Source organism: Rhizobium sp. P2_G2 (assembly GCF_056403555.1).
Window position 1 is genome coordinate 14670 of record NZ_JBFUFF010000070.1, and the last position, 23835, is coordinate 38504.

The 23835-nt window shown below is 60.6% G+C and carries 20 protein-coding genes and 1 other RNA gene; 6 read left to right on the top strand and 15 right to left on the bottom strand.

Translation table 11 applies throughout. The features are described from left to right. Positions 1 to 4 precede the first annotated feature (4 nt). The 8 genes from mraY to rnpB all read right to left on the bottom strand — a co-directional run bounded on the left by mraY (position 5) and on the right by rnpB (position 8500). Positions 5 to 1105: a phospho-N-acetylmuramoyl-pentapeptide-transferase gene (gene mraY / locus AC1D06_RS30910; protein ID WP_477877874.1), complete on the bottom strand. Its 1101-nt coding sequence runs from the start codon at positions 1103 to 1105 to the stop codon at positions 5 to 7. 19 nt (positions 1106 to 1124) lie between these two features. Beyond that, positions 1125 to 2549: a UDP-N-acetylmuramoylalanyl-D-glutamyl-2,6-diaminopimelate--D-alanyl-D-alanine ligase gene (locus tag AC1D06_RS30915; RefSeq protein WP_477989758.1), complete on the bottom strand. Its 1425-nt coding sequence runs from the start codon at positions 2547 to 2549 to the stop codon at positions 1125 to 1127. Positions 2550 to 2552: 3 nt separating this feature from the next. After that, a complete protein-coding gene (locus AC1D06_RS30920) occupies positions 2553 to 3992 on the bottom strand; it encodes a UDP-N-acetylmuramoyl-L-alanyl-D-glutamate--2,6-diaminopimelate ligase (RefSeq protein ID WP_477989773.1) in 1440 nt (479 codons plus the stop codon). A 46-nt stretch (positions 3993 to 4038) separates the two neighbouring features. Continuing rightward, the gene (locus AC1D06_RS30925; RefSeq protein WP_477989759.1) at positions 4039 to 5799 is read right to left on the bottom strand and encodes a peptidoglycan D,D-transpeptidase FtsI family protein; all 1761 of its coding nucleotides are present in this window, start codon (positions 5797 to 5799) and stop codon (positions 4039 to 4041) included. Further along, complete coding sequence (gene ftsL, locus AC1D06_RS30930; protein WP_477877877.1) at positions 5799 to 6218, bottom strand: cell division protein FtsL; 420 nt, start codon at positions 6216 to 6218, stop codon at positions 5799 to 5801. Before ftsL ends, AC1D06_RS30925 begins: the two co-directional genes overlap by 1 nt. Before the next feature lies 1 nt (position 6219). Beyond that, positions 6220 to 7242 (bottom strand): 16S rRNA (cytosine(1402)-N(4))-methyltransferase RsmH, encoded by a 1023-nt coding sequence (rsmH, locus tag AC1D06_RS30935; protein ID WP_477989760.1) that lies wholly within the window; start codon positions 7240 to 7242, stop codon positions 6220 to 6222. A 20-nt stretch (positions 7243 to 7262) separates the two neighbouring features. Then, positions 7263 to 7700: a division/cell wall cluster transcriptional repressor MraZ gene (gene mraZ / locus AC1D06_RS30940; protein WP_477989761.1), complete on the bottom strand. Its 438-nt coding sequence runs from the start codon at positions 7698 to 7700 to the stop codon at positions 7263 to 7265. Positions 7701 to 8105: 405 nt separating this feature from the next. Beyond that, positions 8106 to 8500, bottom strand: an RNA gene (gene rnpB, locus AC1D06_RS30945) — RNase P RNA component class A. A gap of 44 nt (positions 8501 to 8544) precedes the next feature. Between rnpB and AC1D06_RS30950 the strand changes: the two genes are divergently transcribed. Beyond that, a complete protein-coding gene (locus AC1D06_RS30950) occupies positions 8545 to 8898 on the top strand; it encodes a hypothetical protein (protein ID WP_477989762.1) in 354 nt (117 codons plus the stop codon). Between the two features lie 1133 nt (positions 8899 to 10031). On the opposite strand, the gene AC1D06_RS30955 is transcribed toward AC1D06_RS30950, so the two are convergent. The 5 genes from AC1D06_RS30955 to AC1D06_RS30975 all read right to left on the bottom strand — a co-directional run bounded on the left by AC1D06_RS30955 (position 10032) and on the right by AC1D06_RS30975 (position 14933). Then, positions 10032 to 11153 carry a hypothetical protein gene (locus tag AC1D06_RS30955; protein WP_477989763.1) on the bottom strand — a complete coding sequence of 374 codons (1122 nt, stop codon included), beginning with the start codon at positions 11151 to 11153 and terminating at the stop codon, positions 10032 to 10034. Positions 11154 to 11290: 137 nt separating this feature from the next. After that, entirely contained in the window at positions 11291 to 12979 is a 1689-nt protein-coding gene (locus AC1D06_RS30960) for an Hsp70 family protein (RefSeq protein ID WP_477989764.1), read from the bottom strand. Positions 12980 to 13073: 94 nt separating this feature from the next. Beyond that, a complete protein-coding gene (locus AC1D06_RS30965; protein WP_477989765.1) occupies positions 13074 to 13832 on the bottom strand; it encodes an N-acetylmuramoyl-L-alanine amidase in 759 nt (252 codons plus the stop codon). Continuing rightward, on the bottom strand, positions 13829 to 14545 hold the full coding sequence (locus tag AC1D06_RS30970; protein ID WP_477989774.1) for a TerB family tellurite resistance protein: 717 nt from the start codon (positions 14543 to 14545) through the stop codon (positions 13829 to 13831). Before AC1D06_RS30970 ends, AC1D06_RS30965 begins: the two co-directional genes overlap by 4 nt. Before the next feature lie 184 nt (positions 14546 to 14729). Continuing rightward, positions 14730 to 14933 (bottom strand): hypothetical protein, encoded by a 204-nt coding sequence (locus AC1D06_RS30975; protein ID WP_477877883.1) that lies wholly within the window; start codon positions 14931 to 14933, stop codon positions 14730 to 14732. Positions 14934 to 15187: 254 nt separating this feature from the next. On the opposite strand from AC1D06_RS30975, the gene AC1D06_RS30980 reads away from it, so the two are divergent. Further along, positions 15188 to 16399: a pyrophosphate--fructose-6-phosphate 1-phosphotransferase gene (locus tag AC1D06_RS30980; RefSeq protein WP_477989766.1), complete on the top strand. Its 1212-nt coding sequence runs from the start codon at positions 15188 to 15190 to the stop codon at positions 16397 to 16399. A 346-nt stretch (positions 16400 to 16745) separates the two neighbouring features. Continuing rightward, positions 16746 to 17591, top strand: a complete 846-nt coding sequence (locus tag AC1D06_RS30985; protein ID WP_477989767.1) for a transglycosylase SLT domain-containing protein — start codon at positions 16746 to 16748, stop codon at positions 17589 to 17591. 360 nt (positions 17592 to 17951) lie between these two features. On the opposite strand, the gene AC1D06_RS30990 is transcribed toward AC1D06_RS30985, so the two are convergent. Beyond that, positions 17952 to 19400 carry a serine hydrolase domain-containing protein gene (locus AC1D06_RS30990; RefSeq protein WP_477989768.1) on the bottom strand — a complete coding sequence of 483 codons (1449 nt, stop codon included), beginning with the start codon at positions 19398 to 19400 and terminating at the stop codon, positions 17952 to 17954. A 94-nt stretch (positions 19401 to 19494) separates the two neighbouring features. Beyond that, positions 19495 to 20952 carry a putative bifunctional diguanylate cyclase/phosphodiesterase gene (locus AC1D06_RS30995; protein ID WP_477989769.1) on the bottom strand — a complete coding sequence of 486 codons (1458 nt, stop codon included), beginning with the start codon at positions 20950 to 20952 and terminating at the stop codon, positions 19495 to 19497. Between the two features lie 347 nt (positions 20953 to 21299). Between AC1D06_RS30995 and AC1D06_RS31000 the strand changes: the two genes are divergently transcribed. From AC1D06_RS31000 to AC1D06_RS31010, 3 genes are all read left to right on the top strand, one after another. Further along, positions 21300 to 22547, top strand: coding sequence for a BtaA family protein (locus AC1D06_RS31000; protein ID WP_477989770.1), 1248 nt, complete (start codon positions 21300 to 21302; stop codon positions 22545 to 22547). Then, positions 22544 to 23206, top strand: coding sequence for a class I SAM-dependent methyltransferase (locus AC1D06_RS31005; protein ID WP_477989771.1), 663 nt, complete (start codon positions 22544 to 22546; stop codon positions 23204 to 23206). Before AC1D06_RS31000 ends, AC1D06_RS31005 begins: the two co-directional genes overlap by 4 nt. Before the next feature lie 180 nt (positions 23207 to 23386). Then, a partial coding sequence (locus tag AC1D06_RS31010; RefSeq protein WP_477989772.1) for a GH25 family lysozyme occupies positions 23387 to 23835 on the top strand: 449 nt, incomplete at its 3' end.

A 23835-nucleotide genomic window follows, 5' to 3' on the forward strand; every position in this document is an offset into this window, starting at 1 on the left:
GGGATCACCTGAGCTTGAGGGTAGCGAGGCCGACCAGCGCCAGGATCACGGCGATGATCCAGAAGCGGATCACCACCTGGCTCTCCGTCCACCCCTTCTTCTCGAAATGATGATGGATCGGCGCCATCAGGAAGACGCGCTTGCCCGTCATCTTGAAGCTCGCCACCTGAATGATGACCGACAGCGTCTCCATGACGAACACGCCGCCGATGATCGCCATGACGATCTCATGCTTGGTGGCAACAGCCACCGAACCGATCAGGCCACCGAGGGAAAGCGAACCGGTATCGCCCATGAAAATCGCTGCCGGCGGGGCATTGAACCAGAGGAAGCCCAGCCCTGCCCCGACAACGGTCGACACGACCACGGTCAATTCACCGGTGCCCGGCACGAAATTGATCTGCAGATAGTTGGCGAATACCGCATTGCCGGCGAGATAGGCGATGACGCCGAAGGAGGCGGAAGCGATCATGACGGGCACGATGGCGAGACCATCGAGACCATCGGTGAAATTCACCGCATTGCCGGCCGCAACGATGACGAAGCCGCCGAAGACGATGAAGAAATAGCCGAGGTTCAGCAGCAGGTCCTTGAAGAACGGGAAGGCCACAGACGTGTTCATATGAACATTCTCCAGCCCCATCGGCACGGTCGCCTTCATCATGAAGAATGTGGCAATGCCCGCGATGACGAATTCGGCCAAAAGCCGCATGCGGCCGGAAAAGCCGGCCGTGCTTTGCTTCGTCACCTTGAGATAGTCGTCATAGAAGCCGATCAGGCCGAAACCAAGCATGACCAGCAGGCAGGACACGACATAGACATTGCCAAGATCTGCCCAAAGCAGCGATGAGGCAACGACCGAAGCCAGGATCATCAGCCCGCCCATGGTTGGCGTGCCGGCCTTCTTGAAATGCGTCTGCGGACCATCGGCCCGGATCGGCTGGCCCTTGCCCTGCCGAATGCGCAGCGAATCGATGATCATCGGCCCGAAGAAGAAGACGAGAAGTGCAGACGTGAAGAGTGCCGCCCCTGCCCTGAAGGTGATGTACCGGAACAGGTTGAAAATCTGGAGATGATTGGACAACTCCACCAGCCAAAGCAACATCTCGACACTTTCCTCTCGATTATTCCGGCGACGCAACCGGCGCGAACTTCGCCGTCAGCGCCGCTACAATGCGTCCAAACCCGGTACCCTTAGACGACTTGACCATCAGCACATCGCCCGGGCGTATATTCTCGACGACATAGGCGCTGAGTTCGTCGGCATCGCCACGGTAAACGACGTCCTTATCCTCTCCCAGCACATCACGCAAATAGGCCATGTCAGGCCCGGCGAGCCATATATCATTGATTCCGGATTTCTGAAGCGGCTCGGCCAGTTCCCGATGCACATCGGCCGAGAATTCCCCCATTTCCAGCATGTCGCCGAGAATGGCGATGCGCCGGCCACCCATATCGGTGTCGGAAGCCGCGAGAAGATCGATCGCCGCACGCATCGAGGCCGGGTTGGCGTTATAGCTCTCGTCGATGAGCGTGRCCTTGCCTCCCGGTAGCGAGAGATGAACGCGCTGGCCGCGCCCCTTGGCGGCGCTGACATCGGCAAAGGCAGCAATCACGCGGACCATGTCGGCGCCCGTCAGATAGGCGGCGGCAAGCACGGCGACGGCATTTTCGGCAATATGCCGGCCGGGCGCATTGATTGTAACATCCACCTCGCGGTCGCCGATGGCTGCGGAGAAGATCGCGCTTTCCCCATCCTGCGTGTAATCCAGCAGGCGGAAATCCGCCTCCGGATGGATGCCGAAGGATGCGATATGCGCCACCCCAACCTGGGTCGCGATCTGCCTGAGCAGGTCATACTGGCTGTTGTCGCGGTTGATGAGCACATGCCCGCCCGGCACGATGCCTTCGAAAATCTCCGCCTTGGCCCGGGCAATCTCCTCGAGGCCGGAGAAGTTGCCGAGATGAGCGGCCGCAATGGTGGTGATGATCGCCACATGCGGGCGCACCATTTTCACCAGCGGCCGGATCTCGTCCGGATGATTCATGCCGATCTCGAACACGCCAAAATCGGCCTCGCGAGGCAGCCGTGCCAGCGTCAGCGGCACGCCCCAGTGATTGTTGAACGAGGCCGGCGAGTAATGCACCTTGCCGCAGGAGGAAAGCACCTGCCGCAGCATCTCCTTGGTCGTGGTCTTGCCGACGGAGCCGGTGACGGCGATGATATGCCCCCTCGCCCGGTCGCGCGCCGCACGGCCCAGCTTTTCCAGCGCTTCGAGCGTGTCGCGCACGACGATCTTGGGCGCTGGGTTGCTACCCAGAGCCGGAAGCTTGGCTTCACTGACCACCAGCACCGCAGCGCCATTGGCGGCAGCGATATTTGCATAGTCATGGCCGTCGACGCGGTCGCCCCTGATGGCGAAGAAAGCCTCATTCGGCGCGATCTGCCGGCTGTCGATACTGATGCCCGAAACGGTCAGCGGCATATGGCCCAACGGCCTGCCGTGCATCGCCTCGATCATCTCTGCGGTTTCCCAGAGAAACGCCATCGCTCAGCCCCCCAATGCCTTGCGGATTTCCTCATGATCGGAGAAAGGCAGCACGGTCGCGCCCACGATCTGCCCCTCTTCGTGCCCCTTGCCGGCGACGATCAGCGTATCGCCGGATTTGAGCATATTTACCGCTTGGCGGATCGCCTCATGCCGATCGCCGATCTCGGTCGCGCCGGGGGCAGCGGCCATGATCTCGGCGCGGATCGTCGCCGATACTTCCGTGCGCGGATTGTCGTCGGTGACGATGGCGATATCGGCGAGCCGCGTGGCAATCTCGCCCATGATCGGCCGTTTGCCCTTGTCGCGGTCGCCACCGCAGCCGAACACCACGACAACGCGGCCGGTGGTAAATGGCCGGACCGAAGTCAGCACATTCTCCAGCGCTTCGGGCTTATGGGCATAATCGACATAGCAAAGCGCCCCTTCCCGGGTCTGGCCAGCCAATTCGAGCCGGCCAGGCGCACCGCGAAGCGTGTTGAGCGCGGCAAAGGCCTTATCGGCCTGGACTCCCGTCGAGATCGCCAGCCCTGCCGCAACGATGGCATTGGCGATCTGGAAATCGCCGGCCAGCGGCAGATGCACCTCGAAAATCTCACCGTCAAAATGGATTTCCGCGACCTGCTTGTCGCGGAAATGTTCGACCCGCTTGAGCGCCAGCCAATCACCCTTGCGGCCGACGGTGCGGACATCGAGACCGGCAACGCGCGCCGCCGTTGCCGCCCTATCCGACCATTCGTCATCGGCATTGATCACCGCCGGCGCCCCCTTCGGCATCAGCGTATCGAAAAGCCGCATCTTGGCCTGGAAATATTCCTCCATCGTCGGGTGATAATCGAGATGATCGCGGCCGAGATTGGTGAAGGCCGCGGCAGACAGACGCACGCCATCGAGCCGGCGCTGGTCGAGCCCGTGGCTGGACGCTTCCATTGCCGCATGGGTGACGCCCTCATGGGCAAGTTCGGCCAGCAATTTGTGCAGCGTCACCGGATCGGGCGTGGTCAGGGAGCCGTAGTCGTTGCGGTTCGGACCGATGACGCCGGTCGTGCCGATCTGTGCGGCGGCCAGTCCCGCATGCGCCCAGATCTGCCGTGTGAAAGATGCGATGGAGGTCTTGCCCGCCGTGCCGGTGACCGCCGCCACGGTCGCCGGCTGCGCACCATAGAAGGCGGCGGCGGCAAGTGCGAGCGCCCGCCGCGGATCGGTCGAGGCGATGGCACCGGGATGGCCGGCCGCACCTGCGATCACCGCCGCAGCGCCTTTTGCCTTGGCATCCTCAATGAAGCGGGCGCCATCGGTTTTCGTGCCGGCAAGCGCGACGAACAGGTCGCCTTTTTCCACCTTGCGGCTGTCGGAGGTTATGCCGGTGACATCGATATCACCGGCAATGCCGTCCAACGGCCGCTCCAGCACGTCATCCGTGACCAAGTCCCTGAGCTTCATCATGTCCCCTCGTTGTCAGTCGAATCTTACGACTCGTTCTTGACTGTCAATAAGACACAAGCAAGGCACTTCCGTCCTTGCCGAACCGTGGCTTGACGCCGAGCAGCGGCGCTGCCCGCCGAATGATCGCGCCGACGATCGGCGCCGCATTGCAGCCGGCGGTGATGCCGCAGCGTTCCAGCGCCTGCTTCGGCTCATCGGCGAAGGCCAGTACGATATATTTCGGATCATTGATCGGGAAGGAGCCAAGGAAGGCATTGAAGCGCACGTCACTGGCATAGCGGCCGTGCCGCACCTTCTCGGCGGTGCCGGTCTTGCCGCCGACCCAGAAGCCCGGCACCTCGGCCCGCTTGCCGGACCCCAGCGGATTGGCGACATTGTCGCGGAAGAGGAAGCGCATGTTGCTGACCGTGCTCGGCTTGATCACCAGTTCGGCATTCTCCATCGCCTCGTCAGCCGTGCGCGGCAGGAAGGTCGGCTCGATCAGGTAGCCGCCGTTCATCAGCGCCGCACCCGCCACCGCCGTCTGCAGCGGCGTGGTGGCCACGCCGTGACCGAAGGCGATGGTCAGCGAATTGATCTTTTTCCACACTTTCGGCTGGGAGGGTGTCGCGACCTCGGGCAATTCGGTCTTCATCTTCGACAGCAGACCGAGCCGCGTCAAAAATTCCTTATGCCCTTCGAGACCGACGGAATCGGCCATCCGCGCGGCACCGATATTGGAGGAGTGGATGAACACGTCGGAGACCGACAGGATGGCATGCGTCGCATGGAAGTCGTGGATGGTGAAGCCGCCGATATAGAGCGGTTTGCGCGCGTCGAACGTGCTGTTCATGTTCATCTTGCCGTCATCCAGCGCCATGGCGATGGTGAAGGCTTTGAAGGTCGAACCCATCTCGAACAGGCCGCCCGACATGCGGTTCATGTCGCTCTTGGTCTCGCGCTTGATCGTCTCGCCCGGATTGTTGGGGTCGAAATCCGGCACGGAGGCCATGGCGATGATTTCGCCGGTATGGATATCGAGCACCACCGCGCCGGCGGCGACCGAATTGAATTTCTGCATGCCGTTGACGATTTCCTCGTGCAGGATGTTCTGCACGCGCAAATCGATGGAGAGCTTGACCGGCTCGAGCGGCGTGTTCGTCGCAAGGCCCGTGGCGCGCAGGTCGGCAAGGCCCTGCATGTCGAGATATTTCTCCATGCCGGCAACGCCGCGATTGTCGATATCGACATAGCCGACGAGATGCGCTGCCGTCTCACCAGCCGGGTAGAAGCGCCGCTTGGCGGGACGGAAGCCGATGCCGGGTATGCCGAGCTGCAGGATTTCGCTCTGCTGTTTCGGCGTCAGCTGCCGGTCGAGCCACTGGAAATGCGACTTCGAGGTCAGCTTCTTGTAGGTGCCCTTGGTGTCGAGATTGGGCAGCACCGAGGTCAGCAATTCAACCGCTTCATCCGGATCGACGATCTTGTTGGGCTCGCAGAACAGCGAAACGGTATTGACGTCGGTTGCCAGAATCTCGCCGTTACGGTCGAGGATATCCGGGCGAGAGGCGACCGTGGCGTCGGACGGAGCGATCGACGCCACGGTATCCGGCGGCGTCAGCCCATATTCCACCAGCCGACCGCCAATGATCGCATAGACTATGCTGAAGCAGCCGATCATGATGGCAATGCGGCTGCGCGCCTGACCACCCGAAGCCTTGCGGGTGCCCTGGAAATTGACGCCGGTCGAGTTCGGCAGGCTGCGCGACCCGGTGTTGAAATGGGCCTTGCTCTTCAGAACCATGATGCGGGAGAGGAAGGACATCAGTCGTTCACCGATCCTGTCTTGATTGTGTCAGTGCTCTCGCCGAGCAGTTTCTGCGCATAGGCACGGGCTTCCTTGTCGGTCACCTTGCCGTCCTTGTCGGTGTCGGCCGGATCGAAGACCGGCAGTTGCGAGCGTAGCATCGGCAGTTCCTGTGGCTGCACCAGCTGGGTCGATTCGGTGGGAAGCAGCGGCAGCTGTGTCTGGAAATCGGTGACCAGGGTCTGCAGCCGGTGCGGTTGGGTGAGCAGCGACCAGTCGGCCTTGAGCAGCGCGATCGTGTCCTTTTCGAGCTGGATATCCGCCTCGATCTTCCTGACCTCGGCAAGCTTCTCCTCGGCGCGGTGCTTGATCGAATAGGTCACGGCGGCCACTGCCGTCATGATCACGATCAGGATGACGTCCAGGGTGCGCAGCATGTCAGGGCCTCATCTTTTCAATATCGGTCAGCTTCGGCAGGTCGAAGATCGAAACATCAGCCTTGCCTGCCTTGGCTTCAGTGCGAATGCCGACGCGCAGCTTGGCGGAACGGGCGCGAGGATTGACCTCCGCCTCCTCGTCGCTGGCCAGCACCGCCTGCTTGGTCGGAAGCTTGAAAATCTCCGGCGCCTGCGCGACTTCCGGCAGGTGACGCGATCCGGACGCCTTGCCGGCGCGATCGGCGAAGTAGCGCTTGACGATGCGGTCTTCGAGCGAATGGAAGGTGACGACCACCAGCCGTCCGCCGGGCTTCAATGCCCGCTCCGCCGCAAACAAGGCCGCAGCCAGTTCACCGAGCTCGTCATTGACGAACACGCGCAGAGCCTGGAAGACGCGGGTCGCGGGGTGGATCTTGTCGGCCATCTTGCGCGGTGTCACGGTCTCGATCAGGCCGGCAAGATCGCGCGTGGTGTCAAAGAGTTTTTCCAGCCGGCGCCGCTCGATCGCATGCGCGATGCGGGGCGCCTGCCGCTCCTCGCCGAGGAATGAGAAAATCCGGATCAGGTCGTTGACCTTGGCCCGGTTGATCACGTCGGCCGCGCTGACGCCGGCGCTTGCCATGCGCATGTCGAGCGGGCCGTTCCTCTGGAAGGAAAAGCCGCGCTCCGCCTCGTCGATCTGCATGGAAGAAACGCCGATATCGAGCACGACGCCGTCGAGCCCCTCTTCCGGCGCAAACCGGTCGAGCCGGCTGAAATTGCTCTGGTGAAGCTCGAGCCTGCCGCCAAAGCGCTCGACCATGGCCTGTCCTGCGGCAATCGCCGAAGGGTCACGGTCGAGCGCGATGACGGCAGCACCCGTATCGAGAATGKCGCCCGTATAACCGCCTGCGCCAAACGTTCCGTCGAGAACGATGCGGTCTGCCGCCGGTTCGAGATACCGAAGCACCTCTGCCAGCATGACAGGTATATGGCGTACCGATCCGCCTGTGGCATCGTCCGCTTCGCTGCCACGATCCGCCATAACCTCTGTGCTCCGCATCATCAGGAACTGGGGCCTCGTTTCCTCAGTTCCTCTCTCGCCGTTTTCTGGGCGTCCGAAAACACATCCGGGCGCCACAATTGGAAATATTCTGCTCGACCGACGAAGGTCACCTCGTTCTCTATCCCCGTATAGGAACGAATGAACTCGGTCACCATCAGACGACCCTCGGAATCGAGCTTCATGAAGACCCCGCCACCGTGGACCAGCAGCGACATCCGGTTCCATTCCAGCGCAAACGGATCCATGTCCTGAAGCCGCCTCTCGAAACGGGCGAGCAGGTCCGGACCGCCGATACAAATCGCCGGATAGTGAAGATCCTGAAAACAGTACAGTTCCTCGATGCCCGCCGAACTGAGAACGCTGCGAAAGGTGGAGGGTACAGACACCCGGCCCTTGGCATCGATCTTGTTCGTCGCGCTCGACAGGAACCGGTTCATAACGCGATACAGCCGCTCCCAGGCGGCGAACCCCGCCGAGCGGAGCCGCCATGCACTTGATATCGTTCACAAATGCAGGGTCCCGTCCCACATCCGCGAGTGATCCGTCCGGGTAGACCGGCCGGTCCGCACCAAATCTGAACTGGGCTCTAGAGCGCCCTTCTGCAGTGCGATTTTGGGATAACATGGGACATTATGGGCGTCAATGGGATTGGACCTGTCGCGCGGGCATTCCGCGGTCGTTTATTCATAAGCCGTTAAGTTTAATGGAAGTTTAATTTTGGCTGCAGAAGTTCGGTTGGAATTTGAGAAAAGTTAAATAAAGCAGGTCCTGAAGTTCAGAAAATGCGGGATTTCCAGCGCCTTGAAGCAGGAAATGCATCCGGAATCGCAAATGTGGGGGGTATCGCCAGTCGGCCTGTAAGCCGGGTTCTGTATGGCTCCGACTCGCGCCGGAACGTGGCAGCCATTCATCTGGGACGACGCTTACGCGCCGCCTCACGCAACCCACCCGGATAGCGGACCCGGAAACGGGTCTGGCGCTTGCGCGCACGTGCCATCCCTATTCGGTCTTGCTCCCAGCGGGGTTTACCATGCCGTCCCTGTCGCCAGGTCCGCGGTGGGCTCTTACCCCACCTTTTCACCCTCACCCGGCATGCCGGGCGGTCTGTTTTCTGTGGCACTTTCCCTGGGGTCGCCCCCGCCGGACGTTATCCGGCGCCGTGTTTCCGTGGAGCCCGGACTTTCCTCACCTCGCGGCCTTTCGACCTTCTGCGGAGCGCGGCTGCCCGGCCGACTGGCAAGGCGTGCTTAGACCAGTCGCGGCACAATAGGAAGGCGAAAAATGGAGATCAGGGAGATCATGTTGCGAATGAAGGCCGGGAGTCGCATCCTGAATGACACCACCAAGCAGCAAGTTGCTCGTGCCCTGCTGATCACCTACTGTTCGTTCCCGGCTCAGGAAGCCAGGGTTAGCTTGAACCTGCCCATAGTAACTTGGGGCGCCATCGGCAGGATGATAATAATAGGCAGTGGGAAGCTGCACGATCAACAACGCCGCGGCACCGATCCACATGGAGCGCCAATCCGGTTTTCCCCACACCGCCAGCTTCTTCTTCACAGTCACGAGGTCATGCTTTTGCGAAAAGCGCCTGATCTTACGCGCCGCAGCCTCGACGCGCATTCTCTTAAAGATTAACAAGCCGGTGGGCAYGATGAAAAAGACATACAACCAAAAGAATATTAAATGGAATTCCGGCGCAAGGTCCGCGCGCCAGAGCAGCAGGCCGACCGCCTGCCCAATCAGCGGCAGGGCCGCGATCGCGGCAAATCCGTAGAGCCTATAATACAGCGCAACAGGCAGCGGAAACAGACCGCCAAGGATCGTTCTCGAACGCGGATGTCTGTCCCGCCGGTGCGCCGCCGCGCAATAGGCCTGGATATCGGAATCCTTAGGAAAGACGAGATCCAGATAGATGTCGTCGATCAGCGACACCTCGTAATAGGGTGTCGGCTTCGATGGATCGGCCGGAGGACGGCCAACCGTCAGTGTCAGTGCCGCAAGAAGATAACTGGCTCGCCCCGCATCCAGGCTGGCAAACAAGATCCTGTCTTGACGAAGGAAGCCAAAGCGCTCTTCCACTGCGCGTAAGATCGGCGCATAGGGCATCAGGAAGTCCTTGCCGATGAACCTCGCATCGCCGGGCCTGATCGATATGTCGGGCAAATGACCGAAATGGGCATACATATCTTCCACCAGGCGCATCAGCATCATCCTGGTCAATAGACCTGACAATTCCAGTGGCGCCTGGTCTCGCACGGTCTCGACAGCCGCCCAAAAGACCTTGAGAGGTTCCGGATCAAGATCCACGCGGCTTGCGCTGAGGAGAAGCTGGAAACGCTCGAGCGTGTCTTCGTTGGGGTGAGGACCGGCCGGGCTGCGCGTGGGCTCTGCAGCGATGGGCTCGCGCGTATTGGCAGCATCCGCTGCGGTGCGATCGGCGTTCCCATCGGAGGTTGTTTCCGGCGTCTCAAGCGATGCAGCAGATCCTTGTTCGTGCAGCTGCGCGGACGGACCGTCGAGCGAAACCGGCGCGGACGACGGAGGAATTGTCTGCTCAGCCAGCGCTTCGCTTTCCCCCGCCGTGTCAACGAGTTGCAAGCGCACGCGCAGTGCATGATCACGGGCTTGGAGCAAGGCCTGAAATCCGGCAGGGTCTTCATCCGGCCGCGTTTCCCGCAGCCTTATCGCATAGGCCTTTCGGATCGCCTTCTCGTCACCGGTTGGAGCGATACCTAGAACCGACCACGGATAATCCATCTCCACACCCCTTATTCACGCCCGCCGTAAAACGTGTTCCGACCGAATACGACGGCAGCCCAGAGCAAGACCGCGGCAAACCTGCCGAGTTTCAGGACGGTGACGTCACGTCCGCTCCATTTCTTCAGTCGCCCGACGATCTCATCATAGCTAAGCCCCTTCGCCACGAATCGATCGATGCGCGCACTGAGCGCGCCCACCCGCAAGCCGCGCCACTGAGCGCCGACAGCAAGCGAAACAGCACAATAAATCAGGATCACCAGCGGCAGAAACTGCCTGACTTGTTCGTTCGTCGAATTTAGAAATGCCACCATGACCGCGGCGATACCGCAAAGCGCGGCAGACAGGCGGGAAAGCCGGAAATAGAGAGCAAAGGGCAGAGAGAACAAGGCTATCTGTATGGAAAAGGACGATTCGCAGCGACCCTGCGTCACGCTATTTCGATAATATTGCAGCATGAACGCATCTGCCGCAAAACCCGCTTTCAGATAGGATTCCGGGATGAAGGGAACCTTGGATGGCTTAACCTTTTCGCCGCCGTCGCTCGGTTGCCGCAGCGCAAATGAAAATGCCTCGATCAAATAGAAACCGTCTTCCTGCGCCAGGAAATCGAACACGACCATGTCATGTTGCGCGAGCCGGAAATGCGCATCGAAATCCCTGACAATGTCGACATAGACGTTGAATGGACCGTTTCGAAATCTCGCGACCTCTGCATTGGTCATGTCGGTGACAGACCGCATTTCAGGAATTGCCGCTCGCATATCACTGACCAGCCGATGCAGCAGCCAATGCATGGCAAGCCCATCGCATTCGAGGGGAACGTCGTCGAACGCCGCGAACGCGCGCTTCCACTGAATGCGCAGGTCCGACGCGGAGGATTTGGTGTCTATGGCTTGAAGGCTTTGCGACAACTTCGCCAGCGCCACATCCGCGGCTCCTTCGCCTACCGGGGGTGCGCTGTCCTTTTCCAATACGGCATCGGAGATGCTGGCTTCATTCTCCAATGTCGTAGTCTCGAATGCAGCCGCAGCCGTCTCTCGTTCGGTGCTTTGCGCAACCACGATGCTCGCATCATCAAAAGCACTGAAAGCGGCATGCCCGGCAAGCGCTGCGTCACGCGCCTCGACCAATTTCTGAAATCCGGCGGGGTCCTCGTCGGGGCGCGTCTCGCGCAGTTTCAGCGCATAGGCCCTGCGGACCGCTTTTGCGTCATCGGTCGGCGCGATGCCAAGGACCGACCAGGGATAGCCTGTCGTCATAAGGGCCATCAGCTCCGGGTGAAGACGAACTTGTCGAGGAACTGCCGGAATTCCTGCCGCACTCGATCGATATCGCGAATGCGCTGATCGTCGATGGCCGCATTGAAGTGCAAGAGTCCATTGGCGATCGCATCCCGGTCGGCGTCCAGCACCTCGGCATAGAGCCGTTCGGCACGCGCGATCAGTTCGCGATTCTCGTGTTGGTCGCGCGGCGCAAGCTTGATTGCGGAGAGCTTGGCAAAGCGTGCAGCCAAATCGGCGTCGCTGAGACCTGAACTGTTGGCGAACACTGCTTTATAGATCTGCCGTGTGGAGTTCACCGTCGCTTCGACTTCAAGCGCGCCGTTGAGGTCATAGGTGAAACGAACATTGACCGATTCCTGGTGGGCTGGCTTGGGCGGCACCTCTACTTTCAGGCGGCCGATCATGATGTTGTGCTCGGGCTTGAGATTCTCGCCCTGGAAAACACGCAGATCGATCCTTGACTGGTTGTCTTCTATCGTCACGTAGCTTTCCACGCGGCTGATCGGCACCGTGGCATTGCGCTGGATGATTGGCGAGACGACCTCTTCGTGGCGGCCATCGGGTCTCCGTCGCACAATGCCGATGCCAAGCGTGAAAGGACAGACATCGGTGAGCAGCACGTCTTCGACCGCCGCATGCCGCGCCTTGAGCGCCGACTGGATGACAGCACCATGCGCCACCACCTCATCCGGATTGATATTGACGAAGGGCAGCTTGCCGAAGAGCCGTACAATCATCTGGCGGATTGCCGGCATGCGGGTCGCACCGCCGACAAGCACAATGGCATCGAGATCGGACGGCGCGATCGTCGAATCACGCAGCGCTCGCTCGAGCGGCTGACGCAGCCGCCGAAACAGATCTGCGCATTCGAGCTCGAACTCGTCGCGCGTGACGGTGCCTTCGAGCCGCCCACTCTTCAGTTCGATGCGATAGTCCGTGGACGCGTGCGACGAGAGTTCGAGCTTCACGACATCGGCACCGCGAACCAGCCTCGCCAATTCGACACCGGAGAGCGCGTGCAGATCGATGTTGGATTTGCGGCAGAGGAGCTGCCCCAGCGCATTGGTGAAATCGTCGCCACCGAGAAAATTGTCGCCCGCAGAGGCGCGGATTTCAAACACGCCGTCATATTTATGCATGATCGAGACGTCGAACGTACCGCCGCCCAAGTCGAAGACCAGGAATTGGCCTTCGTCATGGGTCTCGAGCCCATAGGCCAGCACCGCTGCGGTCGGTTCGGTGATCAGTCGCTCGACCTTGAGACCGGCAAGCTGCGCCGCATGGATCGTAGCCTTGCGCTGTACGTCGTTGAAATAGGCCGGACAGGAGATCACCGCCTCGGTCACCGTTTCATTGTAATGAGCCTGGAAATCGGCGACCAGCGAGCGCAGCACCAGCGAGGAAAGCTCTTCGGCGCGGAACGATTTGCGGCCGAGCTGGATGACCTTGTCGGTGCCCATCCAGCGCTTGAACGACATGACAGCGTTTTCAGGCTTCGACAGTGCCATTTCCCGCGCCGCGGCACCGACGAGGATCTGCTCGTCCGCACCGATCGATACGGCCGAAGGCGTCAGGAAACTGCCATGCGCATTGCGGATGAGATTGGGTTTGCCGTCCTCGAACACGCCGATAAGCGAATTCGTCGTACCAAGATCAATGCCGATAATTGCCATCGTGAGTCCGAAATTGATGAAGAGAGAGACGCGTGCAAGATTGCCATCTCACTACCTGCATTCTCGGAGGCCGACAATAAAAAGTTGAATTGCTTCAGGCCCCTGGCAGCGCCTTGAGCAACCGGTGCAGCGTCTCGATCGTCGAGGCATCCGCCACGCCGTCGACACGCTCGGGCCGGAAATGCCGCTGGAACGCCTCGACGACGCCGACCGTCTTCTCGCAGAACTCACCGCCCACCGGCACGTCATAGCCATAGAGCGCCAGCATGGCCTGTAGCGCCTCCACGGGCGGCCCCCCATCGCCGCGCTGGAAGAAACGACCGCCAGCAATCGGCGTGGGTGCGACATAATGCCCGACGCCTGACCCAGCCAGCCTGTTCCAGGGGAATTTCTCGCCCGGATCGACTTTGCGCATCGGGGCGATATCAGAATGACCGAGCACCATTTCCGGCGCGATCGCATGGCGGGTGATGATATTACGACAGAGTGCGATGACGGCTTCGATCTGCGGATCCGGAAAATCCGGCAGGCCGCCCGGATGGCCGGCATTGGCGATCTCGATGCCGATTGAGCGCGAATTGTTGTCAGCCTCACCCTTCCAGAAGCTGTTTCCGGCATGCCAGGCGCGCCGGCTCTCTGGCACGAGTTGCAGGATATGCCCGTCTTCGAAGACAAAATAATGCGAGGAAACCTGGCTTTCCGGCACCGTCAGCCAATGAAGCGCTGCCTCCGCTGTCGGCATGCCGGTATAGTGGAGGACGATCATGTCAGGCGCAGGCGCGTTCTGGCGCTCGCCATGGTTCGGCGACGGAGCAACCTCGGCTCCGGCAAAGTCCGGCTGGAAGGCGTTCATGCGACGGCGAGACGGAATTCCCGCTCGATCGCGGCGAAGGCGTCGTTGAAGCGCGCCATGCGGTCATTGGCGATGGCCTGGAACGAGGCCGGCAGGCCGCGCGCCATCATCCGGTCGGGATGGTTCTCGCGCACCAAAGCATGATAACGCTTGCGGATCGTCGGGAAATCATCCTTGCGCGACACGCCGAGCACCACATAGGGATCGCGTCCCTCGACATGCACATGGCGGGCAGTGATGCGCTCGAAATGTTCTTCCGAAATGCGGAAGATCTGCGCCACGTCCTGCAGGAAGACCATTTCCTTCTCATGTACGGCGCCATCGGCCTTGGCGATATGGAAAAGGCCGTCGATGACGTTTTCCAGCATCGGGCAATTGGCCTGGCCGGAGCTGCAAAAGCCAGAAAGTTTCTCGGCATAGGCCTGATAGCCCGCCACGTCCTGCTTGGCGAGATTATAGAGCCGGGCGACATTGCGCGCCTCGTCCGCGGGATAGTCGAACACTTCCTGGAAAGCTGCGACCTCGGTTTCGGTGACGACGCCATCCGCCTTTGCCATCTTGGCCGACAGCGCGATCATGGCAACCGAAAAGGCCACGCGGCGGCGCGTCTCGGGATCACCCTCGAAGGCAGTGCGAATCGTCTCCACGATGCATGTCAGCGTGTTCGTGGCAGCGTCGGAAACGGCACCCAGCAGTTTTTCCCAGAAGGACATGAACTCACCTGGCATCAACATAATCCTGCAATCAAAGCATGGACCGACAATCATCGGAAATGCAAGCTGAGGATAGCATGAAATTTTCGTAATCCGCGCCTATGCGGAAATATAGTTTTTGCAATGTTTCCCATATGAAAACAGGCCCGCAAGCGGGCCTGTCGAAACCGGAAAAACCCGAGGCTTACTTGCAGACGCGGGTCTTCTTGATGACGACCTTATGGTTCGTCACGACCTTGACCGTCCGCCAATGGCAGGCCGGCTTGATGATGACGACCTTCTTGACCGGCGCCGGCTTGATCTTGACAACGACAGTAGCGGCGGCAGGCATGGCAAACGAAGCGGCGGTCAGGCACGCGACGAAGGCTGCAGCAACAGTTTTCTTCATTTTCAGCTCCCTTAAGATATCCAGTTCGGACTCAATCCGATGCGTAGCACCTAGCACGAACATTCCTTGACAGCAACTCAGCGCCAGTTGCTTGCGCCAGTCTAGGTTACCTGGATGTTAGGCACATCGAGCCCCCGGTCCCGCAAGACGGCCATCAAGGCTGATTTTTTCACGATCTCTTCACTTTACAGACTGTTAAGTGTGCCCCAGACATGCGCATATTGGCCGGGCAAACTGCCCGCATGGAGGAAAATATGCCAAAACAAAAAGCCGCGCTGCTGACCGCAGGCGGGTTGGCCCCGTGTCTGTCTTCAGCCGTCGGCGGACTGATCCAGCGCTATAGCGACGTGGCGCCCGATGTCGAACTGGTCGCCTATCGTTCCGGCTACCAGGGCGTGCTCCTTGGCGACAGCATTGCGATCACGCCGGCGATGCGCGAAAAGGCCGGCCTGCTCCATTATCAAGGCGGCTCGCCGATCGGCAACAGCCGCGTCAAGCTCACCAATGCCGCCGACTGCGTCAAACGCGGCCTGGTCAAGGAAGGCGAAAATCCGCTCAGAGTCGCCGCCGAGCGGCTGAGCCGCGACGGCATCACCATCCTGCATACGATCGGCGGCGACGACACCAACACGACGGCTGCCGACCTCGCTGCCTATCTCGACGCCAACGGCTACAAACTCACCGTCGTCGGCCTGCCGAAGACGGTCGACAACGACATCGTGCCGATTCGGCAATCGCTGGGCGCCTGGACGGCCGCCGAAGTCGGCGCGCATTTCTTCGACAATGTCTCAAACGAACAGACGGCGGCGCCGAAATCGCTCGTCGTCCATGAAGTCATGGGCCGGCATTGCGGCTGGCTGACGGCGGCCACCGCCCGCGCCTATATACAGAAGTCGCGCAAGAACGAATATGTCGACGGGCTGATGATGAATGCCCAGCTCAAAAGCATCGACGGCATCTACCTTCCCGAGATCGGCTTCGATTACGAGAAGGAAGGCGCGCGATTGAAGAAGGTCATGGAGCAGGAAGGCTGCGTCACCATCTTCGTCTCGGAAGGCGCGGGCCTCGACGCCATCGTCGCCGAACGCGAGGCCGCCGGCGAGCAGATCAAGCGCGATGCCTTCGGCCATGTGAAGATCGACACGATCAATGTCGGCAACTGGTTCTCCAAGCAGCTTGGCCAGCAGATCGGCGCCGAGCGCTCGATGGTGCAGAAGTCGGGCTATTTCGCCCGCTCCGCACCGGCCAACAAGGACGACCTGCGACTCATCCAGGGCATGGTCGACCTCGCGGTCGAAAGCGCCCTCAACCGAGTCTCCGGCGTCACAGGCCATGACGAGAACCAGGGCGGCAAGCTGCGCACGATCGAGTTCGAGCGCATCGAAGGCGGCAAGCATTTCGACACCGACCAGCCCTGGTTTGGCGAAATGATGGCATTTGTCGGTCAGGAATGGGCCGCGCTCTGAAACTTTTTTACGAACCGGCTCAAAAACAGGGCCGGTTCGTTAACACCTTGTTTTTCAGTAATTCCGCTTTCTTAACCACCCCCGTTAACAACCATTACAGGTTTATTAACACCGAATCGGCCATTCCTTAAGGTAGCAGAGAGCCTCGGGCAGGGTTGCCCGGCAAAAGTTAATGAGGTATCAGGGCGTAACGATTTGTGAACGGGGGTCCCGCGCGGGGCGGGCCAAACTTAACAAAGCGGGCGGGAAAATGACCAAAAAATTGAAGCTGGCCACACAAATTGCTCTGGTCACCGGAACGGTTTGCATGGCGGCTTCCTGCAGCACCACATCTCACAGCGTAGCCATGGTGCCTGCCAAAAAACCCGTTACCGTTCAGACCGCCCAGGTCACCCAGTTGCAGCAGGTCGACACGACGGCGCTCGCTTCGCCTGATGCGATGCCGATGACGATCCAGCCCGTCGACCTCGCCACCGACAAGACTGTCGCCATGGCCTATGCCATCCCGACACCGAAGCCGGCCAACGATGCCAGCGCGGCGCTGCAGCAGGCCGTGCAGGTCGCTTCCGCCGATCCGAACGCGGTCAACGAAACCATGGCCGCCGTGAACAGCAATGCCGCCGACACGGCAGTTGGCCTCGACACCAACCCCGCGCCCGTTGTCAAGACGCGTTCGCTCGGCCCGATCGTCATGCAGGACGGTTTCGACGCCCCGGACGTTGCCTCCGTCAATGTCAAACAGACCACCGAGACGACGGACACAACACCCTCTACGGTCAATGCGCTCACCGAGGAAGGCCTGCAGAAGGACGCTCAGGAGCCCTTCGTCAGCTCGACGCGCAACACCAACCTCAACCAGCTCATCTCCAAGTATGCGGCGCTCTACGACGTGCCGGAATCACTTGTGCATCACGTGGTGCGTCGCGAAACCAATTACAATCCCGGCGCTGTGCATGCCGGCAATTGGGGCCTGATGCAGATTCGCTACAACACCGCCAGGGGCCTGGGCTACATCGGCTCGCCCAACGGTCTATTGGACGCCGAGACCAATCTCAAATATGCGGTGAAATATCTCAAGGGCGCCTGGATCGTCGCCGACAAGAACGCCACCAAGGCCGATTGGCTCTACCGCACAGGCTATTATTACCAGGCCAAGAAGAAGCAGCTTCTCGAAAAACTCAACCTGCAATGACCGGCTGAACGGTCGAGTTTCTCTGGACGCTGACTGGCTGAAGAAAAAGGTAACAGGTGGCGCTGCGAAAGTCCGATTTCGCGCCTGAACCTTAGCCCCTCACCTGCAAAATCAAGACGTTAGAAAATGCGTTGACCAGCCGCGCTAGAGCACGATTCATTTCGCATTTCCTAACATCATGATTTTGCTTCCTCTCCCACAAGGGGCTGGGAAAACCCGCGGTAACGCCTTGCCACAATTGCCAGGTTGACCCTTGGCTGCGACGGCAGATGAGGGGCTCAAGTCCGTGCCCCGGACCAATACTTAGATAGCCGCCCAGGTCAATCAACTCCTCGGGCAGACAGCAACCAACCGCAATCCTCAATCCGGCTCGACCGTGCTCTCATCTGGCTGCGCATCGTTCTTCGGCACGACATTATCAGTCGGTGCCGCCGGCAGCGGCGCGCGGGCTGCATCCATCACTTTGGCCACCAGCTCGTGTGGCCGGTAGCCCAGCCGGCCCGGCGTCAGACCAAGCCGAACCACTACGAGTCCTTCCGACGGAATGACGGCGATCGATTGCCCGTCATGGCCGGACAGCCAGAAGGCATCGGCCGGCAGCGTGTTGACGGTATCCGACCCGCCGCCCGCGGGAGGCAGTTTCCAGGCGAGCGCCTGCGTATATCTGCCGTTCGACTGCTGTGTCGCGGTGGTCAGCATGGTGGCGAAATCGGGCGGCAGGACCTGCACGCCATTCCAGTCGCCCTTGTTGGCAAGCAGCAGGCCGAAACGCCCCCAGTCACGCGCCGTGGCATAGAGCAGCGAGCCGCCGGAGAACGTGCCGACCGCATCGGTCTCGAAGATCGCACTGCGCATGCCGATCGGCCCGAACAGCGCCTTGCGCGGATAGGCGAGCGCCTCCTGCGGGTCTGGGACTGCGTTCATCCAAAGCCGCGTCAGCAGCGCACCGGTGCCGGTGGAATAGTGGAATTTCGTGCCCGGTCTATCCACCAGCGGCTGGGTCTCAACGAACTTCGCCTCGTCCGTTTCGAGAAACAGCATGCGCGTCACGTCGCTGACGTTGCCGTAATCCTCGTTGAACTGCAGGCCGCTCTGCATCGCCATCAGATCGGAGAGCTTGATCGTGGCGCGGTCGTCGCTCCAGTCGGAGAAGAGATGATCCTGGTCCCATTTGAACTTGCCCTGCCCGACCATGGTGGCGACCAGTGCACCGGTCACCGTCTTGGTCATCGACCAGCCCAGGAATGGCGTGTCGGCGCTGAAGCCGGGCGCATAGGTCTCGGCAATCAGCCTGCCATTCTTGATCACGACGATGGCGCGCATGCCCGGTCCGGCAAGTTTTGGATCGGTGATCAGCGCCTTGACCGGATCGCTGCCGGCAAGGCTGACTTCGTCGCCGAGCGGCCATTCATATTCAGACGCCTTCTCCACCTCGACCGGTTTGGCAAAGGCAACCTTGCGCACAGCATCGAGATTGCTGTCCGGCGCCACTGTGCAGCCCAATCCATCCCGGTAGACCGCATAGCGCGGCGCCACCCAACCGAACAGGTTCGCCCCGATATAGTCGCTGCCTTTGTCGATCTTCACATATTTGAGCAACGGATTCCCCGGCGCCTGGACGTCGTCGGCAAAAACCTGGCGGGGATCGCGATGGGCGAGGAAGACGTTCGAGCAGACGATCTTGGCCGCATAGGCGGTTCCGACTCTGAGCAGCTCGGGCGGAAGGAAATAGAGCCAGCCGGCAGCGCCGACAACCAGCACGACGACCAGCAGAGCCAGCCACTTCAGTATCTTGACGATGATTCGCATGATCGTCGGTTTACTCCATTTCCCGATAGAAATCAGGAAAACGGTCGTTGGGGAAGAGCTAAGGGGCTGCTCTTCCCCAACTTCCGACTGCGGTTCAGGCGCTGATCATAAGGGCCGGCTTCAGGGGCTCGAAGCCGGAGGAATTGATCAATGCATGAACCGTATCCGCAGGCACTGGCCGCGAAATATGGTAGCCTTGGATGGCGGTGGCGCCGAGCGACAGCGCCATGTCCATTTGATGTTGCGTCTCCACGCCCTCGACAGTGGCGGCGACGTCGAAAATCTTGCCGAGCCGCATGATGATGTCGACGATCTGCGCGTCGCGCCCGCCATCCATGATCGTGCGCGTGAACGAGCGATCGACCTTGAGCTGATCGACGGGAAATTCCCGGAGATGGTTGATCGACGAGAAGCCGATGCCGAAATCGTCGAGTGCGATATGCACGCCCATGTCGCGGAGTTCGACGAGGCAGCCGCGCACCACATGAATGTCGGCGGTGAATACCTGTTCGGTGATCTCGATCGTCAACCGTGAAGGCGCGAGCCCGGAGACATTGAGCGAACGGCGGATATGGTCGACGAAACCCGGATCACGGAACTCGTCGCCGGTGACATTGACCGCCACCCCGGCCGAGCCTGGCCATCGCGCGGCGTCCCGGATCGCCTGTGCCACGACGAAGCGGCCGAGGGCGGTCATGTGGCCGCAGCGCTGCGCCACTGAAAGAAAACCGTCCGGACCGATGACGCCGCGCGACGGATGCCGCCAGCGCACCAGGGCTTCGAAACCGCTGAACCGGCCATCCACCGCTGCCATGATCGGTTGATATTCGAGAAAAAACTCGTCCTGCTTCAGGCCTCTGGCGATCTCCTGCTCGATGCGCATCTGATCGAGCATGTGCTGCGCCAGGCCGTCCGTGTGGAAAGCATGCGCCGAGCCGGGAATATCCTTGGCGATGTAGAGGGCCAGATCGGCGCGCTTCAGCACGTCGCCCATCGATGTGTCACCGTCTTCGAGATAGGCGATGCCGATCGACACGCCGGTGACGGTGCGGCCGGAACTGAGCTCGAACGGCTCGTCGGCCCTCGCCTTGATCACCCGGCAGAGCCGCTCGACATCGCTGTCCTGCGGCGCGCCGGCAAGGGTGACGACGAATTCATCGCCACCGAGCCGGAAGAGCCTGAGCAGCGGCCCGATCGAGGCCTGCAGCCGCCCTGTGAACAGTTTCAGCAATTCGTCGCCGGCATCATGGCCGAGCGTATCGTTGACATGCTTGAAGCGATCGAGATCGAGAAGCAAGAGCGCCGGGCGGAATGCCCCCTGCCCGCGCACCTCGATGAAACGGGCGACTTCCCGCTCCAGTGCGCGCCGGTTGGGCAGGCCGGTCAACCGGTCCTGCAGCGACAGCCGCATCAGCTGCCGCTCCGATTCTTCGCGCTCCCTGAGCCTTTTGGTCAAAGCGGCTTTGGTCTGGCCGAATCGATGGCAGACAAGCCCGGCCAGAACCGGCACAGTCAGAATCAACGCGTGTACGGGATCATCGAAATTTTCCACGACGCGGGAGGCCGGCCCTTGGGAAAGAGCTTCCGTCGTGAATCCAACTATGGGCAATAATGCCCCGATTGCCGAGCCAGCGAAAGCATATCGCTGGGGAAGACCCGGCAGCAACGTTCGCAACATCATGTTCGCCGCTCCTGCTATATGAGGCACGCTAGCGACCATCCGTTAATTTTCCCTTGAGGGGGCGGTCAGTTTTTGCGTCAGATCGGGCCAAATATCAAATAGTCCGCCCGCAAATTGACCTCTGTCATTTATGTTTTGCCGCTATGCACAATTCCTGTCATCAAAACATAGTGAAATTGCAATAATTGCTCCCGGCATATCGAAGAGGAACCACTGATATGCCGCAATTGAACGGGGTACGGAAATTCGGGCTGGATCACAGATTAAAGGGTGCCTTGCTGCAACACCGGGCGCTCAGTCTTGATGGCATTTCCGAGCGCGTCTTCGGAATGCTGTTCTCCGGCCTCGTCTATCCGCAGATCTGGGAAGATCCCGAAGTCGATCTGGCTGCCATGGAGCTTCAGCCCCACCACCGTATCGCCACGATCGCCTCCGGCGGCTGCAACATGCTCACCTATCTCGCCGCCGGCCCGGAATCGATCGACGTCGTCGACCTCAATGCCAGTCATATCGCGCTCAACAAGCTCAAGATTGCCGCCTTCCGCCATCTGCCCTCGCATCATGACGTGATGCGCTTCTTTGGCGTTGCGAACGAGCGATCCAACAGCAAGGCCTATCATCATTTCATCGCCGACCATCTCGATCCGATCACGCGGCGCTATTGGGAGCGCCGGCGGCTGAACGGCAAGCGCCGCATCGACGTCTTCAACGGCAATTTCTATCGCACCGGCCTGCTCGGCCGTTTCATCGGCGCCAGCCACATCGCCGCCCGCCTCTATGGCATCGACCTGAGCGAATTGATGCGCGCGCAAAACGTTGCCGAACAGCGCGAATTCTTCGACCGCAAGATCGCGCCAGTCTTCGACCGCAAGGCGGTGCGCTGGATCACGGCGCGCAAAAGCTCGCTCTTCGGCCTCGGCATTCCGCCGCGCCAGTTCGATGAGCTCGCCAGCCTGACGGACGAAAAGACGCTGGCCGGCGTGCTGCGCGAGCGGGTGGAAAAGCTCGCCTGCCATTTCCCGCTCAATGAAAACTATTTCGCCTGGCAGGCCTTCGCCCGCCGCTATCCGCGCCCCGAGGAAGGCAAGTTGCCGCCCTATCTCGCAGCCGCCAACTACCAGGCGATCCGCGGCAATCTCGACCGCGTCGCCATCCATCACGCCAATTTTACCATCATGCTGGCGGCCAAGCCGGCTCAGTCGATGGACCGCTATGTGCTGCTCGACGCACAGGACTGGATGAACGACGAGCAGATCAACGCGCTGTGGGCCGAGATCAGCCGCACGGCACGTGACGGCGCCCGCGTCATTTTCCGGACGGCGGCAGAGAAGAGCATTGTCGACCATCGCCTGGCGCCGGCAATCGCCGCGCAATGGACCTATCTCAAGGATCGTTCCGAAAGCCTCAACAAGGAAGATCGCTCGGCCATTTATGGCGGCTTCCACATCTATGAGAGGACAGCATGAGCGCATCGGCAGCACGCGAGACTTCCCGCCATTCGGAGCTGATGAACCAGATCTATCGCCGCCAGCGGCATATCTATGACGCGACGCGCAAATATTACCTGCTCGGCCGCGACCAGATGATCCGCGGCCTCGACATGCGCCCGCGCCAGAGCCTGCTTGAAGTCGGCTGCGGCACGGGCCGCAACCTCGCTCTGGCGGCAAAACTATATCCGGATATCCGTCTCTACGGCCTGGACATTTCTTCCGAAATGCTCGTCAGCGCGCAGAAGACGCTCGCCGGTCTCGGCCGTGCCGACCCGGTTCTCAGGCTTGGCGATGCCGCCCAGGTACAGGCCAGCGATTTCGGCGTCAGCGGCTTTGATCGCATCATGATCTCCTATGCGTTGTCGATGATCCCCGAATGGGAAAAAACCATCGAGGCGGCGCTCTCCGCGCTGAAACCTGGCGGCTCGCTGCACATTGCCGATTTCGGCCAGCAGAGGAAACTGCCCGTATGGTTCCGCTCCGGTCTCAGAAGCTGGCTGAAGCGTTTCCACGTCACGCCACGCGCCGAACTGGAATCGGTTCTGCGAATGGCTGCGGAACGTGGCCCCTTCACGCTGGAATTTCACTCGCACGCCCGTGATTATGCCTGGATCGCGGTCATCCGCCGGAACTGACGCGAAATCCGCCTTCATTTTGCGACAATCTGCGTGCATGGCGGGCGCGAGGGCGATATTGCGCTTGAAACTAACCAATTTTTTACGATGATATGTGACAAGCAGGGTTCATGCCCTGCTGTTCGGCGGATTCCGGATCGCGACGGAGGGCGGTGTTCATTGCGTATCCACGGGGGAACAATGCGCTGGCTAGCACTTGTCCTGCCTTTGCTTATGGCTTTGGCGTCCTGCAGCACCACGAGCTATGATGTCCTCCAGACCGCGTCGGTAGCTCCGCGCTTTCAGGACAAGGATCCGCAGGATTTCGGCTCCCGCGCTCCACAGCATCATCCGATCCACGGCATCGACGTGTCGAAGTGGCAGGGCGATATCAATTTCGCCAGAGCGCGCGCCTCGGGCGTCTCCTTCGTCTTCATCAAGGCGACCGAGGGCAAGGACCGGGTCGACGACAATTTCGAGAAGAACTGGCGCGGCGCCGCGACGGCCGGCGTGCCCTATGCTCCCTATCACTTCTATTATTTCTGCTCGACTGCCGACGAACAGGCCGACTGGTTCATCCGCAATGTGCCGAARCAGGCGATCAACCTGCCGCCGGTGCTCGACGTCGAATGGAATGCCGCCTCCAAGAC

Bases quoted from the DNA above. Each gene is read 5' to 3' on its own strand.
- mraY (WP_477877874.1), bottom strand. From the start codon at position 1,105: ATGTTGCTTTGGCTGGTGGAGTTGTCCAATCATCTCCAGATTTTCAAC.
- AC1D06_RS31000 (WP_477989770.1), top strand. From the start codon at position 21,300: ATGCCGCAATTGAACGGGGTACGGAAATTCGGGCTGGATCACAGATTA.
- AC1D06_RS30950 (WP_477989762.1), top strand. From the start codon at position 8,545: ATGGAGATCAGGGAGATCATGTTGCGAATGAAGGCCGGGAGTCGCATC.
- AC1D06_RS30985 (WP_477989767.1), top strand. From the start codon at position 16,746: ATGGTGCCTGCCAAAAAACCCGTTACCGTTCAGACCGCCCAGGTCACC.
- AC1D06_RS30965 (WP_477989765.1), bottom strand. From the start codon at position 13,832: ATGAACGCCTTCCAGCCGGACTTTGCCGGAGCCGAGGTTGCTCCGTCG.
- ftsL (WP_477877877.1), bottom strand. From the start codon at position 6,218: ATGCTGCGCACCCTGGACGTCATCCTGATCGTGATCATGACGGCAGTG.
- AC1D06_RS31005 (WP_477989771.1), top strand. From the start codon at position 22,544: ATGAGCGCATCGGCAGCACGCGAGACTTCCCGCCATTCGGAGCTGATG.
- AC1D06_RS30980 (WP_477989766.1), top strand. From the start codon at position 15,188: ATGCCAAAACAAAAAGCCGCGCTGCTGACCGCAGGCGGGTTGGCCCCG.
- AC1D06_RS30920 (WP_477989773.1), bottom strand. From the start codon at position 3,992: ATGAAGCTCAGGGACTTGGTCACGGATGACGTGCTGGAGCGGCCGTTG.
- AC1D06_RS30925 (WP_477989759.1), bottom strand. From the start codon at position 5,799: ATGTCCTTCCTCTCCCGCATCATGGTTCTGAAGAGCAAGGCCCATTTC.
- AC1D06_RS30990 (WP_477989768.1), bottom strand. From the start codon at position 19,400: ATGCGAATCATCGTCAAGATACTGAAGTGGCTGGCTCTGCTGGTCGTC.
- AC1D06_RS30960 (WP_477989764.1), bottom strand. From the start codon at position 12,979: ATGGCAATTATCGGCATTGATCTTGGTACGACGAATTCGCTTATCGGC.
- mraZ (WP_477989761.1), bottom strand. From the start codon at position 7,700: ATGAACCGGTTCCTGTCGAGCGCGACGAACAAGATCGATGCCAAGGGC.
- AC1D06_RS30970 (WP_477989774.1), bottom strand. From the start codon at position 14,545: ATGTCCTTCTGGGAAAAACTGCTGGGTGCCGTTTCCGACGCTGCCACG.
- AC1D06_RS30975 (WP_477877883.1), bottom strand. From the start codon at position 14,933: ATGAAGAAAACTGTTGCTGCAGCCTTCGTCGCGTGCCTGACCGCCGCT.